14 protein-coding genes and 1 tRNA gene are annotated in these 15,241 nt (G+C 64.6%); 12 read left to right on the forward strand and 3 right to left on the reverse strand.

What is annotated here, in order from left to right; all coding sequences use genetic code 11:
- The first annotated feature begins 105 nt into the window (after positions 1 to 105).
- Together ASC45_RS10645 and ASC45_RS10650 are read left to right on the forward strand one after the other, a co-directional pair.
- Positions 106 to 723 carry a hypothetical protein gene (locus tag ASC45_RS10645; protein WP_055451013.1) on the forward strand — a complete coding sequence of 206 codons (618 nt, stop codon included), beginning with the start codon at positions 106 to 108 and terminating at the stop codon, positions 721 to 723.
- Positions 724 to 733: 10 nt separating this feature from the next.
- Positions 734 to 1,168, forward strand: coding sequence for a hypothetical protein (locus ASC45_RS10650; protein WP_055451014.1), 435 nt, complete (start codon positions 734 to 736; stop codon positions 1,166 to 1,168).
- A gap of 688 nt (positions 1,169 to 1,856) precedes the next feature.
- On the opposite strand, the gene ASC45_RS10655 is transcribed toward ASC45_RS10650, so the two are convergent.
- Both ASC45_RS10655 and acs read right to left on the reverse strand, forming a co-directional pair.
- A tRNA-Ser gene (locus ASC45_RS10655) sits at positions 1,857 to 1,947 on the reverse strand.
- A 50-nt stretch (positions 1,948 to 1,997) separates the two neighbouring features.
- Positions 1,998 to 3,977, reverse strand: coding sequence for an acetate--CoA ligase (acs, locus tag ASC45_RS10660; RefSeq protein ID WP_055451015.1), 1,980 nt, complete (start codon positions 3,975 to 3,977; stop codon positions 1,998 to 2,000).
- Between the two features lie 195 nt (positions 3,978 to 4,172).
- Here acs and ASC45_RS10665 point away from each other — a divergent pair, with 195 nt between their 5' ends.
- The 10 genes from ASC45_RS10665 to ASC45_RS10705 all read left to right on the forward strand — a co-directional run bounded on the left by ASC45_RS10665 (position 4,173) and on the right by ASC45_RS10705 (position 14,141).
- Positions 4,173 to 4,823, forward strand: a complete 651-nt coding sequence (locus ASC45_RS10665; RefSeq protein ID WP_055451016.1) for a YqhA family protein — start codon at positions 4,173 to 4,175, stop codon at positions 4,821 to 4,823.
- A gap of 50 nt (positions 4,824 to 4,873) precedes the next feature.
- Complete coding sequence (locus ASC45_RS10670; RefSeq protein ID WP_055451017.1) at positions 4,874 to 6,400, forward strand: fumarate hydratase; 1,527 nt, start codon at positions 4,874 to 4,876, stop codon at positions 6,398 to 6,400.
- 10 nt (positions 6,401 to 6,410) lie between these two features.
- Positions 6,411 to 6,632, forward strand: coding sequence for a cysteine-rich CWC family protein (locus ASC45_RS15525; RefSeq protein ID WP_072243039.1), 222 nt, complete (start codon positions 6,411 to 6,413; stop codon positions 6,630 to 6,632).
- Positions 6,629 to 7,420, forward strand: coding sequence for a glutamate racemase (gene murI / locus ASC45_RS10675; RefSeq protein WP_055451018.1), 792 nt, complete (start codon positions 6,629 to 6,631; stop codon positions 7,418 to 7,420). The genes ASC45_RS15525 and murI overlap by 4 nt, the downstream gene beginning before the upstream one ends.
- A gap of 117 nt (positions 7,421 to 7,537) precedes the next feature.
- The gene (locus tag ASC45_RS10680) at positions 7,538 to 8,653 is read left to right on the forward strand and encodes an NADH:flavin oxidoreductase/NADH oxidase (protein WP_055451019.1); all 1,116 of its coding nucleotides are present in this window, start codon (positions 7,538 to 7,540) and stop codon (positions 8,651 to 8,653) included.
- A 315-nt stretch (positions 8,654 to 8,968) separates the two neighbouring features.
- Complete coding sequence (locus ASC45_RS10685) at positions 8,969 to 10,399, forward strand: cytochrome c family protein (RefSeq protein WP_055451020.1); 1,431 nt, start codon at positions 8,969 to 8,971, stop codon at positions 10,397 to 10,399.
- Position 10,400: 1 nt separating this feature from the next.
- Positions 10,401 to 11,636, forward strand: coding sequence for a hypothetical protein (locus tag ASC45_RS10690; RefSeq protein ID WP_055451021.1), 1,236 nt, complete (start codon positions 10,401 to 10,403; stop codon positions 11,634 to 11,636).
- Positions 11,637 to 11,645: 9 nt separating this feature from the next.
- Complete coding sequence (locus tag ASC45_RS10695) at positions 11,646 to 12,038, forward strand: c-type cytochrome (protein ID WP_055451022.1); 393 nt, start codon at positions 11,646 to 11,648, stop codon at positions 12,036 to 12,038.
- Between the two features lie 10 nt (positions 12,039 to 12,048).
- A complete protein-coding gene (locus tag ASC45_RS10700; RefSeq protein ID WP_055451023.1) occupies positions 12,049 to 13,386 on the forward strand; it encodes an FCSD flavin-binding domain-containing protein in 1,338 nt (445 codons plus the stop codon).
- A complete protein-coding gene (locus ASC45_RS10705) occupies positions 13,383 to 14,141 on the forward strand; it encodes a c-type cytochrome (protein WP_055451024.1) in 759 nt (252 codons plus the stop codon). The genes ASC45_RS10700 and ASC45_RS10705 overlap by 4 nt, the downstream gene beginning before the upstream one ends.
- A 24-nt stretch (positions 14,142 to 14,165) precedes the next feature.
- Here the strand turns inward: ASC45_RS10705 and ASC45_RS10710 are convergent, their stop codons facing one another.
- Positions 14,166 to 15,155: a PA2778 family cysteine peptidase gene (locus tag ASC45_RS10710; RefSeq protein WP_055451025.1), complete on the reverse strand. Its 990-nt coding sequence runs from the start codon at positions 15,153 to 15,155 to the stop codon at positions 14,166 to 14,168.
- Positions 15,156 to 15,241: the final 86 nt, after the last annotated feature.

A 15,241-nucleotide genomic window follows, 5' to 3' on the forward strand; every position in this document is an offset into this window, starting at 1 on the left:
TTCGGCCTGTCTGCAGTGTCTGCAGTGTTTTTGTGTCACCGACCGAAAGCCCGGCGCAATTTGACGCCACTTTTTCCCTACCACTAGCCTTGAAAGGACTGAAGCATGACAACTTCCGCAACCCCCTCGACCATCACCCCGGCGCAGCAGCTTGCCGCTGCTGAGCAACGCCAGACCCAGCTCGACGGTGCTGTCCAACAGGCGCGGCAACAGCTCGACGCCGCAGCCGCTGCCCGCGCCGATGTGCTGGCAGCCGCTGCCCGTGGCAGCACGGTTTCCCCGGATGATCTGATTGCCGCCGATGCCGAAGTGCGGCGCGCGCAGGCCGCCGTTGAGCTGGCAGAGCTGGTGCAGCAGACCGGCGGGCAGGCCATTGACGAAGCGCAGCGCGCCGTCTGGCAGGAGCAGACCAGCAATCTGCAATCTGAGTTCGACACCGCGCAGGCTGCCGTGCAAAGCGCTGCAGCAGCTTTTGCGAAACAGCTCGATGCAGCTCGGCAGGCTTTGGCCGCTGTGATTGCGGCACAGTCCCAGCGCGCCGCCGTTTTCAACCAGGCGCGCGCCCGCAATGTTGAGGCAACGCGCCGGTATCCTGGCGACCAGGCGCTGCAAGTGGCGCTGCCGATGGCCGTTCGATCTGACGCCGGGCAGGAATTGCGCCTAGTGTCCTGGAGCCTGCACCAAGGCTACCAGGTGGGGTTGCCTGATGCTCTGCCGCAGTGAGGAGAGCGACATGACCACGAAATCCACCACCACAACCCGCCTGGCGCAGATCGAGCGCATGCTGATGTCGATTACATCAAAGCTGGGCATTGTCGGCATCAACCACCGGCCTGCACCGTTGCCGAAGCTGCACACATCGGAGCGCGCTGCACACGCTGGCAAGACCTTGTCAGCGCAGGGCCGAAGCGATGCCTACCGGGCTGGACGCAAGGCTGAACGTCAGCGCATTCAGGCTTTGCTGAGCGCACCAGAAGCCGCACGCAACCCAGCGCTGACCCTTGACGCATATGTTGCGCTGCATGGCGACAGCGACGCTGCTCTGCGGCTTGTGCGACAAGTGGCAAGGCCACTGACACGCCAGCATGCGCCTGCACCGCGCAAGCTCACCGCAGCCGATGTAATGCGCGCTGCAGAAGCTGCGCGCAAGATGCGAGACGGCAGATAACGCAGCCCGTTTCCCCGTGGAGGCAATAGCAGGCTGACCACGGTTTGCCCGGCCCTAGCGCCGGGTTTTTTTCGCCCTGCCCTACCCCCCCTGCGGGTCCTTCCCCGGCCCTGGCGCCGCACGGCGCGAAACGGCGCGATTCTTCGCTAGGTGGAGAATTTTCCAGATTGATTGACGATCTGCATAACACGGGGGTTAACGCGGCACCAGGCGCGGTTCGATAGGGTTGCGCTATGAAAATGCGGGCTTGCGCGGCCCGGCGGTGAAAATCGACTGCAGACACTGCAGACACCACGGGAAAAGCGGCTGCAGGCCGCATGAATGCTGGCTTTGCGGGGTTTTGGTGAAGTGCAGACAAAGTGCAGACAAAGTGCAGACACTGCAGACATTCTCTATCAGCATTGTGCCGCCGCTTCCCCGATCCAGTCGCCCCGCAGCCTTCCTGGTGCAACTGCCTGGCTTGTCACGCGCGAAAAGACTTCGCCACGCCGCCCCGCATCACGCGGGGGTACGGGCGAACAAATCATGACGCCGGTGAGTGCAAGATAAGCGCCGCGTTGGCCGAATGCCGGGCCGTTTGATCTGTGGATAACCCGCCTATTCCTGCACGCCGGTAAGACCGGCGGTAAGACCGCGCAGAGCCAGAAAAGAAAAAAGCCCACGAAATCATTGGCTTACATAGTGCTCTTGGCGGAGAGAGGGGGATTCGAACCCCCGAAGGGCTATTGACCCTTACACGCTTTCCAGGCGTGCGACTTAAACCGCTCATCCATCTCTCCGGTAACCAGTAACTATAGCAGGGTACCTCTGGCGGCTTGGGCCATCATGCTCAATACGTCTTGCCGAGTTGATCGAGGATGGCGGGATTTTCCAGCGTCGAAGTGTCCTGAGTGACCGCCTCGCCCTTGGCCAGCGAACGAAGCAGGCGGCGCATGATCTTGCCGGATCGGGTCTTGGGCAAGTTGTCGCCGAAGCGGATGTCGCGGGGCTTGGCGATAGGGCCGATTTCCATACCGACGTGGGCACGCAGTTCGGCGGCAATCTTTTGCGCTTCTTCGCCTTCGGGGCGGCTGCGTTTGAGCACGACGAAGGCGCAGATGGCCTCGCCGGTGATGTCGTCGGGCCTGCCGACCACGGCGGCCTCGGCCACCAGCGGGTGCGATACCAGGGCCGATTCGATTTCCATCGTGCCCATGCGGTGCCCGGAAACGTTGAGCACGTCATCGATACGCCCGGTGATGGTGAAGTAGCCATCATTGGCGTCGCGGATGGCCCCGTCCCCTGCGAGGTAGTAGCCGCCCAGTTCTTCGGGGTAGTAGCTCTTCTTGAAGCGCTCGGGGTCGCCCCAGATGGTGCGGATCATAGACGGCCAGGGCTTTTTGATGACCAGAATGCCCCCTGTGCCCCAGGGTACGCCGTGCCCGGTTTCGTCGACGACTTCGGCGGTGATGCCTGGCAGCGGCAAGGTGCAGGAGCCGGGGACCATGGGCGTTGCGCCGGGCAGCGGCGTGATCATGTGGCCACCGGTTTCGGTCTGCCACCAGGTGTCGACCACGGGGCAGCGGCCGCCGCCGATGTGCTCGTAGTACCACTCCCAGGCAGCCGGGTTGATGGGCTCGCCCACGGTGCCCAGGATGCGAAGACTGCCGAGATCGTAGTTGCGCGGATGGACTGCCGGGTTGGTTTCGGCGGCCTTGATGAGGGAGCGGATTGCGGTGGGGGCGGTGTAGAAGATGGTGACTTTGTGCTGCTCGATCATCTTCCAGAACCGCCCGGCGTCGGGATAGGTGGGCACTCCCTCGAACATGATCTCGGTCGCACCGCAGGCCAGTGGGCCGTAGGCGATGTAGCTGTGCCCCGTGACCCAGCCGATGTCCGCTGTGCACCAGAACAGATCGTCGGGCCGGATGTCGAAGGTCCACAGCATGGTGAGCTTGGCCCACAGCAGATAGCCGGCGCTGGAGTGCTGCACGCCCTTGGGCTTGCCGGTGGAGCCCGAGGTGTAGAGCAGAAACAGCGGGTGCTCGGCCTCGACCCAGATCGGCGGGCAATCCGGGCTTTGTCCCGCGGTCAGTTCGTGCATCCAAAGATCGCGCGGCGGATTGAACGCGACCTGCCCTCCTGTGCGCCGATACACCACCACATGGCGCACGGTTTCGCAGCCTCCCAGTGCCAGGGCTTCATCGACGATAGCTTTCAAGGGCAAGGACTTGCCTCCACGCCGTTGCTCGTCAGCGGTGATGACCAGCACCGCGCCGGCATCTTCGATGCGGTCGCGCAGCGACTGCGCGGAAAACCCGCCGAAGACGACGGAGTGGGTGGCGCCGATGCGCGCACAGGCCTGCATGGCCACCACGCCCTCGACCGACATGGGCATGTAGATCACCACGCGGTCGCCCTTGTTCACGCCGAGCGACTTGAGCGCGTTGGCGAATCGGCCGACCTTGTCGAGCAGTTCGCTGTAGCTCACACGGGTGACGGTGCCATCGTCGGCTTCGAACACGATGGCGGTCTTGTCGCCCTTGCCCGCCTGCACATGCACGTCCAGGCAGTTGTATGAGACGTTGAGCTTGCCATCATCGAACCATTTGTAGAACGGCGCCTGGCTGTCATCGAGTACGCGGGTGAAGGGCTGCTGCCACTGCAGGTGCTCTTTGCCCAAGCGGGCCCAGAAGCCGGTGTAGTCGGCCTCGGCTTCGGCGCATAGGGCGCGATAAGCATCCATGCCGGAAATGCGGGCGGACTGTACGGCTTGTTGCCCGGGGTAATAAACCTTGCGTTCATGCGGATGTGCGGGGGTATCGCTCATGACAGTCTCCTTGGTTTTGTGAAATCGCGGCAAAAAGGCGCAGACAAAAACAACGCTATCTGAATTTTGCGCCCTTACGCAGCCCTGACGCTGCACATCTGTCATTGTGCGCAATCTGGCCGGATGCATCAGCGGCCTGCTGCAGCCGCGCCTCCTAGAATTGCGAACAGTCATCGATCACGCACCACAGACCCCATGGCCCGACCTCCCGACATGCCGCAGATCCCGTTCATTCCCCGGTTGCTGTTCCTGAGCCGCTGGCTGCAGTTGCCACTGTATGTGGGGCTGATTCTTGCGCTCGGGGTCTACGTCTTCCACTTCTGGGTGGAACTGACCGATCTGATCGGTGCCGCATTCGGCAACCAGGCGTCGCTGGCCCATCTGCTCGAAGCCGTCGCGGTGCGCAACCCGCTGCCCGCTGAAGGCGCACAGGCCGTGGCCAGCGGACATGCGCCCAAGCTCACCGAGACCACCATCATGCTGGTGGTACTCAGCCTGATCGACGTGGTGATGATCGCCAACCTGCTCATCATGGTCATCGTCGGCGGCTACGAGACTTTCGTATCGCGCATGTATCTCGAAGGGCATCCCGATCAGCCGGAATGGCTGTCGCATGTGAATGCCTCGGTGCTCAAGGTCAAGCTGGCCATGGCGATCATCGGCATTTCGTCCATCCATCTGCTGCGCACTTTCATCAATGCCGATGCATACAGCGTCAAGGCGCTGATCGCGCAGACCAGCATCCACCTCGTGTTTCTGCTTTCGGCCATGGCCATCGCCTACACCGACCGCATGATGACCCGCACCATGCTGATGGGCCACGCCCCCACCGACGAAGCCCATTGAACGGCGCGGGTTGGCTGCACCCCCTTCAACGACAACAACACGTTCACAACATGACCACCATCATTCGAGCCGCCGATTTGCGTGACAGCATCGCCTCGGCCCTGCAGTTCATCAGCTACTACCACCCCGCCGACTACATCAGCCATCTGGCACGCGCCTACGAGCGCGAGCAGTCCCCTGCGGCCAAGGATGCCATGGCCCAGATCCTGACCAACAGCCGCATGTGCGCCGAGGGCCACCGGCCGATCTGTCAGGACACCGGCATCGTCAACGTGTTTCTCGACATCGGTGTGAACGTGCGGCTCGAGGGCTTTGACGACGGCCTCGATGCGGTGGTCAATGCTGGCGTGCGCCAGGGCTATCTCGACCCGGACAACGTGCTGCGCGCCTCCATCGTCGATGACCCGATCTTCGCGCGCAAGAACACGCGCGACAACACCCCGGCCGTCATCAACGTCAACCTCGTACCTGGCAATACCGTGTCGGTGAAGGTCGCCGCCAAGGGCGGTGGCAGCGAGAACAAGAGCAAGTTCATCATGATGAACCCGAGCGACAGCCTGGTCGACTGGGTCGCCACCACCCTGCCGACCATGGGCGCCGGCTGGTGCCCGCCGGGGATGCTGGGCATCGGGGTCGGTGGCACCGCCGAGAAGGCCATGCTCATGGCGAAAGAGGCGCTGATGGACGATATCGACATGTCCGATCTGCTGGCGCGCGGACCGAAAACCAAGCTGGAAGAACTGCGCATCGAGATCTACCAGAAGGTCAACGCGCTGGGCATCGGTGCCCAGGGGCTGGGTGGTCTGTCCACCGTGCTCGACGTGAAGATCAAGACCTATCCCTGCCATGCTGCGAGCAAGCCCGTGGCCATGATCCCGAACTGTGCGGCCACGCGCCATGCCCACTTCGTGCTCGATGGCAGCGGCCCGGCCTATCTGGAGCCGCCCAGCCTCGACCTCTGGCCAGAAGTCCACTGGGTGCCCGATGCGGCGCGCAGCCGCCGGGTGAATCTCGACACGCTCACCCGCGAAGAAGTGGCGAGCTGGAAACCGGGGGAAACGCTGCTGTTGTCGGGCGAATTGCTCACCGGACGCGATGCCGCCCACAAACGCATCGCCGACATGCTCGCGCGTGGCGAAAAGCTGCCGGTGGACTTCACCAACCGAGTGATCTACTACGTCGGCCCGGTCGATCCGGTTCGCGACGAGGTCATGGGCCCTGCCGGCCCGACCACCGCCACGCGCATGGACAAGTTCGTCGAAACCATGCTGGCGCAGACGGGCCTGATCGCCATGATCGGCAAGGGCGAGCGCGGGCCACTGGCCATCGAATCGATCAAGAAACACCGCAGCGCCTCGCTGATAGCCGTAGGCGGGGCTGCCTATCTCGTCGCCAAGGCCATCAAAGCCGCGCGCGTGGTCGCCTTCGAAGACCTGGGCATGGAAGCCATCTACGCCTTTACCGTCCAGGACATGCCCGTGACCGTGGCCGTCGACGCCACGGGCACTTCGGTACACCAGACCGGCCCGGCAGAGTGGAAGACCCGCATCGCGCAGATTCCTGTCAGCGCCCTCTAAGAGCTTGTGAATGAGCGTACCGCCCGATGGCGACGACACCCGCTGCCCGTTGTGCGGTCAGCCCAATGGGTGCGCGATGGCCTGTGACAACCCGGCGCTTCAGTGCTGGTGCAGCTCGGTGCACATCGCACCCGAAACTCTCGCCCGCATTCCCCCCGCGAGCCGGCGCGTGGCCTGCCTGTGCCCGCGCTGCGCAGGCACTGAGCCTGCGCAGCGTGCCGAGTGGCGATGAACAGGCCAGCCAGCATCGGCGTGTTCGACTCGGGCGTGGGCGGGCTCACGGTGCTGCGCGCCATCCGCGAGGCCCTGCCCGAAGCCCGATTGATCTATGTGGCCGATTCGGCGAACGCGCCCTACGGCGACCGCTCCGATGCCTTCCTGCTGGAGCGATCGCGCCGGATCACCCGCTTCCTCGTCGAGCAGGGCGCCCGGCTCATCGTCGTGGCCTGTAATACGGCCACGGCGGCTGCCATCACTGCATTGCGCGCAGAGTTCGACCTTCCCTTCGTCGGTATCGAACCCGGCGTCAAGCCCGCGCTGGCCCGTAGTGATGCGCGGCGCGTGGGCGTCCTCGCCACCCCATCGACCTTGCGCAGCGCCAAGTTTCGCGCCCTGCTGCACACCCACACGTCAGCCGATGAACCGGTGCTGCAGCCTTGCCCCGGCCTGGCCGATGCCGTGGAACGTGGCGATCTGGCGGCGCCCGATCTGAAGGCCTTGATCCACCAGTTCTGCAAGCCCTTGCGCGCGGCCCGCTGCGACACGGTGGTGCTGGGCTGCACCCACTATCCCTTGCTCGCATCAGCGATCCAGACCGAGCTCGGCCCTCACGTCCAGCTGATCGACACCGCCGATCCCGTCGCCCGCCAAACCGCCCGGCTGTGGAAGGCCGAGCCCACCCGGCCGGCCGAGCCGCCGCATCTTTTCACCAACGGCGATCTCGCCGTCTTGCGGCGCATGGCCGATCTGTGTGGTCAGCACGACGCCACGGTGCAGCGCTGGGAGGAAGTGCAAGACTGAGAAGGTGTGACCGACCGCCGTCGTGCAAAAAATCACGTACACGGGGAAAATGCGCGGCAAGCCTCTTTTTCGCCGCTCGTCTCATCCTGGTCGGCGGCACCCTCTCGATCGCTCCCCATGTCGTCCGTCTTGTTTTCTCCGTTTTCCCTTGGCGCCCTCGGGCTGCGTAACCGCATCGTCGTCAGCCCTATGTGCCAGTACAGCGCCGTGGAGGGCAATGCCACGGCCTGGCACCGCATCCACCTCGGCCAGCTTGCCCAGAGCGGCGCGGGTCTGCTGTTCATCGAGGCCACCGCGGTGGAAGCGATCGGCCGCATCACCCCCGGCTGCCTGGGCCTGTATTCGGACGCCAATGTGACGGCGCTGCGCGGCGTGCTCGACGACGTGCGCATGTTCAGCGACATGCCCATCGGCATTCAGCTCGCGCACGCCGGCCGCAAGGCGTCGAGCGCCCGACCCTGGGACGGCGGCCAGCTCCTGCCCGCCTCCCAGGGTGGCTGGGCGACCGTGGCGCCTTCCGCGATACCGCACGCAGCCCAGGAAGCCCCGCCACAGGCGCTCGACGCTGAGGGACTTGCGCGCATTCGCGAGGCTTTCATTCAGGCCGCGCGGCGCAGTGCCGAACTAGGTCTGCAGGCGGTGGAATTGCACTGTGCGCACGGCTATCTGCTGCATCAGTTTCTCTCGCCCCTGTCGAACCAGCGCGACGACGCTTACGGCGGCGGCCTGACCCAGCGCATGCGGTTTCCGCTGGAAGTCTTCGACGCGGTACGCGAGGTGCTGCCGCCGGCCATTCCCTTGGGGGTGCGGGTATCGGCCACCGACTGGGTCGAAGACGGCTGGGATCTGGAGCAGACCCTGGCTTTCGCGCACGCGCTCAAGCAACGCGGATGCGACTGGATCGACGTGTCCTCCGGCGGTCTTTCACCCAGGCAGCAGATTCCCATCGGGCCTGGCTATCAGGTGCCGCTGGCCGAGGCGGTTCGCGCCGCGACCGGCCTGCCCACCATGTCGGTCGGCCTCATCACCGAGGCTAGGCAGGCCGAAGCCATCGTGGCCGACGGCCGGGCCGATCTGGTTGCGCTTGCCCGCGCCCTGCTGTGGAACCCCCACTGGCCCTGGCATGCCGCCGCCGAACTCGGTGCTCAGGTCAAAGTGCCCCCGCAGTATTGGCGCAGCGAACCCCGCGAGGCGCGCGGGGTGTTTGCCAACGCGGCCATCGGCCAGCGTTGACCTGCCTCTGCTGACCGAGGGCCATTCAGGCCTGCGCTTGTCCTGCATCAAAAGATTTGGCGTGACGAAGCTGCGCGATGGCGACCTGCACCATCTGATCACATGACCACGCAATCCGAGAAAACCCTTGTTTTTCAAGCGCCGCCGGGCGTTTGTGACGACCGTCACGCACATATAGAAAAACCTGCACATCTCGGTGCGTAATTTGACAAAGATTAAACCCCCTCACCCTTCATCTTCCGATACTCCCACCCGTAACACTTTGTCGCTATTTGCAACATTCCGGCGTACACAGCGCCGCGTCAAGGAGTCGAGATGGATTGGGTCGGGCTTTATCCCACCTGGTATGAACCGGGCGTGGGCAGTGGTTGGGTGGTGGGCATCATGGCCACCATTCACGTGTTGGCATCGCACACGTCGGTCGGCGCGGCCATGCTGTTTGCCTATCTGGCGGTCATCGCCTACCGCCGCAACCAGCCGCAGTTGCTGGATTACATCCGCAAATACGGCCTTTTCCTGCTGGTGTTCTCCTACGTCATCGGCTCGATCACCGGTCCGGGCATCTGGTTCACCACCACGGTGGCCAGCCCGCGCGGCATCTCGGCGCTGATTCACAGCTTTGTGTGGAAGTGGGCCACCGAGTGGGTGTTCTTCGTCATCGAGGTGGTGGGCGTCTATCTGGTGATCTATTTCGTGGGCCGGGTGGATCAGCGCACGCATATGCGCATCGCCGTGATCTTCGGCATGGCGTCCTACACCACCATGCTCATCATCCTGGGCATTCTGTCGTTCATGATGGTGCCGGGCAAGGAAGTCTGGTTCACCGAGGGTGGCTATCTCAACGGCTTCTACGGCAGCAACACCTTCGCCCAGCTCGCCATGCGCACGGCCTTCATGTTCACCATGACGGCGGTGGTCGGCGGCATCGTGGCCGCGCGCATCACCGACCCGGCGTTCAAGCGCGAGATCTCGCGCAAGCTGGCCTGGCTGGGCATCGTGTCGTCGATCACCGGCGCCGCGCTGTTCCAGTGGTACATCCGCACCCTGCCCGAGACGGCGCATCTGGTGATGGACAACCGCCTGCCCTCCTACTTCCAGCCAGCCATCATCACCGTGCTGCTGGGCATCCTCGCCTACTTCGTCATGACCCTGATCTCCTCGCGCACCCTGGTGGTGTGGGGCGCCTCGGTGGCCACGGTGAGCATTCTGGTGCTCGGCCTTTGGCCCGAGGAAGTGGCGCGGGAGTCGATCCGCAAACCCTGGGTGGCAGGCCAGTACGTCTATTCCAACCAGGTCATCGGCCGCGACGTGCCGGGCATGAACATCAAGAGCGAAATCCCGCTGCTGGAGACGCACGGCTTCCTGAAGACGCAGGTCTTCGTCCCCGACAATCTGCGCGTGGTCACGCCCGACAACATGCTCAAGGTGGGCGAATCGCTGGCGCTGACCACCTGCTCCAACTGCCATTCGCTCAGCGAGACCGGCATGCGTCCGCTGCACAGCTATTTCGGCGGCACGACCAACGTGAGCGAAGTGGAGAACTATCTGCGCGGCGCGCTGTCCACCGGCGCCACGATGTACATGCCCATGATTCCGCTCAAGCCCGAGGAGGCCGAGGCGCTGGCGGTGTTCATTGTCCACATGAAGCAGCCACAGGCCGCCATCGCCCACATCCAGCACAAGGCGGCGCTGGCGCAAGCCGACAAGACCACATCCCCCGTCAACTCCATCGAAGAGGTGCGCTGACATGAATTCCGAAATGCTCTATGCCCTGCGTGACGTAGCGGGCGTGCCGTCGCACCCCATCGTGTTCCTGGTGCTCGGCGTGCTGACCTTCGCGCTGCACATCGCTGCCGTCCACGTCATGCTGGGCGGCACCGCGCTGGTGCTGGCCAAAGCCTTCAGCCGCGACCCGATGCGCCGCCGTCTGGCGGCCGCCATGACCACCACAGCCAAGATCGCCGTTTCGGTGGCCGTGGTGCTGGGGGTGGCGCCGCTGCTGTTCGTGCAGGTGACTTACGACCCGTTCTGGTACACGTCCAACGTGCTGTCGGCCTGGTGGGTGGTCGGCTTCATCCTGCTGCTCATCGCAGGCTATATGGCGCTGTATTTCTTTTATAGCCGCAATCATCACCTGGACGATCCGCAGCACGCCGTGCGTTCGGGCTGGAGCCTGGTGGCGGCGCTGGCGCTGTTTCTCGTGGTGGGCTTCATCATGCATGTGCTGACCCAGCAGATGCTCAGCCCCGAGAAGTGGATGGAGTGGTATGCCCCAGGCGGGGTGATCGACCCACGCGGCCACAGCCTGCACGACTACAACCTCTGGCGCTTCGGCTTTTTCATCGCCCTGACCGCCCCCGTCACCGGCGCCTGGCTGTTCGCCTATCGCCGCTACCTGCATGCGGGCCATAAGGCCGACGCCCCCTACCTCCAATGGGTCGGGCGCCTGGCCAGCCGCATGCTCAACGTCGGTGGTGTGGTCGCCCTGGTGTTCCTCGGCGGCTGGATGGCCACCCTGCCCGCCAACATCGCCGGTTTTGCCACCTCGCCCATCGTGCTTCTCAGCGTGGCGCTGCTGTTGCTGACCGTGGCGCTGCCCACGCTGCTGGGGCAGCGCACGCTGAACTCCTCCTTGGGTTACGCGCCCTTCGCCCTGGGCGCCGTGGCGCTGATCGCCGTGGCGGCGCTGCGTGAAGTGCTGCGCTACGACGTGCTGCGCGGGGTGCACGGCTACGACGTGTTCACCTACCCGGTCCACATGGACTGGTACAGCAACGTGCTGTTCTTCGCCACCTTCGCCCTCATCGGCGGCAGCACCCTGGCCTATTTCCTTGCCGTCGCGTGGAAGGTCGGGCACACGCCCAAGGGCCAGATTTACACGCCCTCCCCCGCCATCGACCGCATCGGCACCGCGTCGATGTGGCTGATCGGGCTGTGGATCGTGCAGTTCTTCGTCGTCGGTTTCATCGTCTGGGCGCGCTAAGGATTTCGTATGCGACTTCAACATCTCACCCTCGCCCTGATCGGCCTCGTGTTCGCCATCGGCCTGCTGGGGGCCAGCGGTCCCGTGTTTGCCAGTCCCGCAGCGGCCAAGCCCGTGGTGGCCTCCACCACCCCGGCGCCGTTGCCTCCCGGGCCGAAAGCCCCGCCCAGCGGCGGCGCCATGGCGCAGACCTGCGCCGGCTGCCACGGCACCGAAGGCCGCCTGAAGGCCGCCGCCTTCATGCCCCTGGCCGGCATGCCCCGCGCACAGTTCGTGCAGGCCATGCGCGACTTCCGTAGCGGAAAGCGCCCATCCACCCTCATGGGCCATGTCGCCCAGGGCTTCAGTGATGGCGAAATCGACGCCATGGCGGGCTACTTCGCCAACGTCAAACCCGAATGAGGAGCGACTCATGAACACACGTCGTCAATTCCTTCTCGCCGGTGCCGCGTCCCTCGGTCTGGCGGCTTTTCCTGCCATCGTCCGCGCAGGGCAGGCCTCGGCCCGCATCGTCATCGTCGGCGGCGGCGTAGGCGGTGCCACCGCAGCCAAGTATCTGAAGCTGGCCGACCCCACGCTGCAGGTCACGGTGATCGAAAAGAACCCGGTCTACATCCGGCCTTACGGTTCGAGCGAAGTGCTCAACCAGCACACCACCATGCAGGCGCTAGAGGTGAGCTACGACGCGCTGCGCCAGAAGCACGGTGTGGCCTTCGTGTTCGATGCCGCGCGCAGCCTCGACCCGGTGGCCAAGACCGTGACCACCGCAGGCGGCAAAGTGCTGGCCTACGACAAGCTCATCGTCTCGCCCGGCATCAAGCTGCGCTACGACAGTCTGCCCGGTTACAGCGAGCAAGTGGCCGAAACCCAGGTGCCCAGCGGCTGGATTGCCGGGGCACAGACCGCCCTGCTGGCCAAGCAGTTGCAGAGCATGCGCGACGGCGGCACCTTCGTGATCGCGGCGCCGCCTAACCCCTACCGCTGCCCGCCCGGCCCTTACGAGCGCGCCGCCTTGATGACCGAATGGTTCAGCCGCCACAACCCGCGCGCCAAGGTCATCATCGCCGATCCGAAAGACAGCTTCGTCACCGACGAAACGGCCATGCTGGGGTGGAACCGTCTCTACGGCTTTCAGCCACCCGAGGAATACCGCGCCAAGATCAAGGCCGAGCTCAAGCCATCGACCAAGCCCTGCATGCTGGAGTGGGTTCAGGCCAAGGCCGGCGGCACACCGCAGCGCTTGGACGCCAAGACCATGACCCTGCACACCGCGGACGGAGCAATCAAGGCCGACGTCATCAACATCATCCCCGCCATGGTGGCCGGGCAGGTGGCCTTCGACTTCGGACTCACCAACGATAGCGGCTTCTGCCCGGTGCATCGCACCACATTCGAGTCCACCCGGCACAAGGACGTGCACGTCATCGGCGACTCCAGCATTGCCGACGCCATGCCCAAGTCGGGCTTCTCGGCCAATACCCAGGCCAAATGGGTAGCGCGCGTCATCACCGACCAGCTCGCAGGCCGCAGCTCCGGCACACCGGTGTGGGAAAACACCTGCTATGCCCTGGCCGGTAAAAACTACGGGCTCTTCGTCGCCGACGTATTCAAGATCAAGGAAGACGGCAAGATCGGCCGCGTGAACAAGGCGCGCTATCTGCCCTTCGACGCGACCCCGGCGCAAATCCGTCTATCAGCCGTCTATCAGCAAGCCTGGCTCCAAGCCTTCACCCAGGACATCTTCGCATGAAGCAAGCCGCCCTCCATACCACACGCCATGCGCTGATCCTTGCCGCCGCGCTGGCCGCTTTCACCTTCGCGCAAGCCAGCGAAACCGCTGCGCCCTCGGTCAAACCCTGGACGCCCGTGACCCTGCAGACCGCACTCAAGGACCTGCCCAAGGGCAACGCCGCCGCCGGTCAGAAGGTGCACGACAGCATGATGTGCGCCTCCTGCCACGGCGCCACAGGCAACGCCGCCACAATGAACTGGCCCAGCGTCGCCGGCCAACGCTTCGACTACACCGCCAAAATGCTGCTCGACTACCGCAGCGGCCTGCGCGATGAAGACGAGCGCGCCGGGCTGATGACCAGCATCGCCCGCCTCATGACCCCGCAGCAGATCGCCGATGTCTCTGCCTACTACGCCAGCCTGCCCAAGCCCGTCGCACCCCAGGCCCAGGCCGCGCTCGCCGCGCCTCTCACCGCCGCCGAGCGCAAGCGGGTGGAACAGATCGTGCGCAAGGGCGACAGCAGCCGCCTGATCACAGCCTGCGCTTCATGCCACGGCCTGCACGGCGAAGGCAAGGGCACCACCCCGGCGATTGCCGGTCAGACCACCGATTACTTCATCCGCACCATGCGGCTGTATCACGGTGGCGAGCGCCACAACGATGTCTACAAGGGTATGAGGCAGTTCAGCCAGCGCCTGAGCGAAGCCGATACCCTGCTCATCGCGCGCTACTACGCCAGCCTGGGCCAGCCACGCATCGCCCAGGCTGACTGAGTAGGGCAGTCATCAGGGCGCAGGCTACTCGGCGAGAGCAGCCGCGCGCGCTTTAGCGATCTCGACCGCTGTGGAGCGATAGATCTCGGGATGCGGTTTGCCCAGTCGCAAGGCCACGTCGATCGCGCCCTGCGCCGCTTTCCAATCCCCGGCGGCCAGCAAAGCCTGGGCGAGGTTGTTCATCGGGTCGCCATTGTCCGGCTGTATCCGTGCAGCCTGCGCAAAATGGATGGCGGCTCGGGCGTAATCCTTGCGTGCATAGGCCAGATTGCCCAGTCCCATCATCGCGATCCACGACTGAGGCCATTGCTTGAGCGCCGCCGTGTACGCGGCATGTGCAGACTCGGGGGCCACACCTTCGAGCGGCGCCACCGCATGCAGGTACTCGCGCTCGGAGACATCCGGTGGAAACTTCCCGGGCACGAGCGCGACAAAAGCCCAGCGCCCTCCGGCGGCCCAGGAGCGATCGAACTGTTCAATCGAAAGTTGCAGATCGCTCGCCGTGCTGGAACGCAGGGTCACGCGATCACCCTGGAGGTCGTAACCCACCAGCACCGCGTAATGCCAATCCCGTGGCCCCAGGCCCACTTTCTGCAGCACCACGACAGGAAAACCCGCGGCGACCTGGGCAAACAGCAAGCCGAGCTGCGGCGGCAGCACCACGGCAACGCGCCCTGCCCGACGCGAGGCGCCCAGCAGATCGAACTGCAGACTGCCCTCGAGCCCCGGAGTGAACACCTGGGGGAGCAGTTGTTGCGGCGAAGTCTGCACCCCGCTGAAGACCAGGACGGAGGCCAGCGAAGCCGGGCCGCAATAATGGCTGTCGTCCGGGAAAAATGGCACGTCGGCAACATGCGCCCTTGCGGGCAAGTCGTGGGGCGCGTTCAGCAGCCGCCCGTTCTGGAACTGCGGGGGCGAGGTCGAGAAAACGCCCGGAGGAAGCGCAGCGCAGCCTCCCAGACCCAGGCTCAACACCATAGCCAGACGGCTCGCACCGCGCCAGCGAAACACCATCACAAAGCCCCACCCAGACGAACGAGCAAAGGGTACCGACGCATGGCGGCACTGCCCAGGCCAAGCCCGGCCGATCGCCGCCCAAG

Source organism: Thiomonas bhubaneswarensis, from assembly GCF_001418255.1.
Taxonomy (GTDB): domain Bacteria; phylum Pseudomonadota; class Gammaproteobacteria; order Burkholderiales; family Burkholderiaceae_C; genus Thiomonas; species Thiomonas bhubaneswarensis.

Bases quoted from the DNA above. Each gene is read 5' to 3' on its own strand.
- ASC45_RS10645 (WP_055451013.1), top strand. From the start codon at position 106: ATGACAACTTCCGCAACCCCCTCGACCATCACCCCGGCGCAGCAGCTT.
- ASC45_RS10700 (WP_055451023.1), top strand. From the start codon at position 12,049: ATGAACACACGTCGTCAATTCCTTCTCGCCGGTGCCGCGTCCCTCGGT.
- ASC45_RS10705 (WP_055451024.1), top strand. From the start codon at position 13,383: ATGAAGCAAGCCGCCCTCCATACCACACGCCATGCGCTGATCCTTGCC.
- ASC45_RS15525 (WP_072243039.1), top strand. From the start codon at position 6,411: ATGAGCGTACCGCCCGATGGCGACGACACCCGCTGCCCGTTGTGCGGT.
- murI (WP_055451018.1), top strand. From the start codon at position 6,629: ATGAACAGGCCAGCCAGCATCGGCGTGTTCGACTCGGGCGTGGGCGGG.
- ASC45_RS10670 (WP_055451017.1), top strand. From the start codon at position 4,874: ATGACCACCATCATTCGAGCCGCCGATTTGCGTGACAGCATCGCCTCG.
- ASC45_RS10665 (WP_055451016.1), top strand. From the start codon at position 4,173: ATGGCCCGACCTCCCGACATGCCGCAGATCCCGTTCATTCCCCGGTTG.
- ASC45_RS10695 (WP_055451022.1), top strand. From the start codon at position 11,646: ATGCGACTTCAACATCTCACCCTCGCCCTGATCGGCCTCGTGTTCGCC.
- acs (WP_055451015.1), bottom strand. From the start codon at position 3,977: ATGAGCGATACCCCCGCACATCCGCATGAACGCAAGGTTTATTACCCC.
- ASC45_RS10710 (WP_055451025.1), bottom strand. From the start codon at position 15,155: ATGGTGTTTCGCTGGCGCGGTGCGAGCCGTCTGGCTATGGTGTTGAGC.
- ASC45_RS10680 (WP_055451019.1), top strand. From the start codon at position 7,538: ATGTCGTCCGTCTTGTTTTCTCCGTTTTCCCTTGGCGCCCTCGGGCTG.
- ASC45_RS10650 (WP_055451014.1), top strand. From the start codon at position 734: ATGACCACGAAATCCACCACCACAACCCGCCTGGCGCAGATCGAGCGC.
- ASC45_RS10685 (WP_055451020.1), top strand. From the start codon at position 8,969: ATGGATTGGGTCGGGCTTTATCCCACCTGGTATGAACCGGGCGTGGGC.
- ASC45_RS10690 (WP_055451021.1), top strand. From the start codon at position 10,401: ATGAATTCCGAAATGCTCTATGCCCTGCGTGACGTAGCGGGCGTGCCG.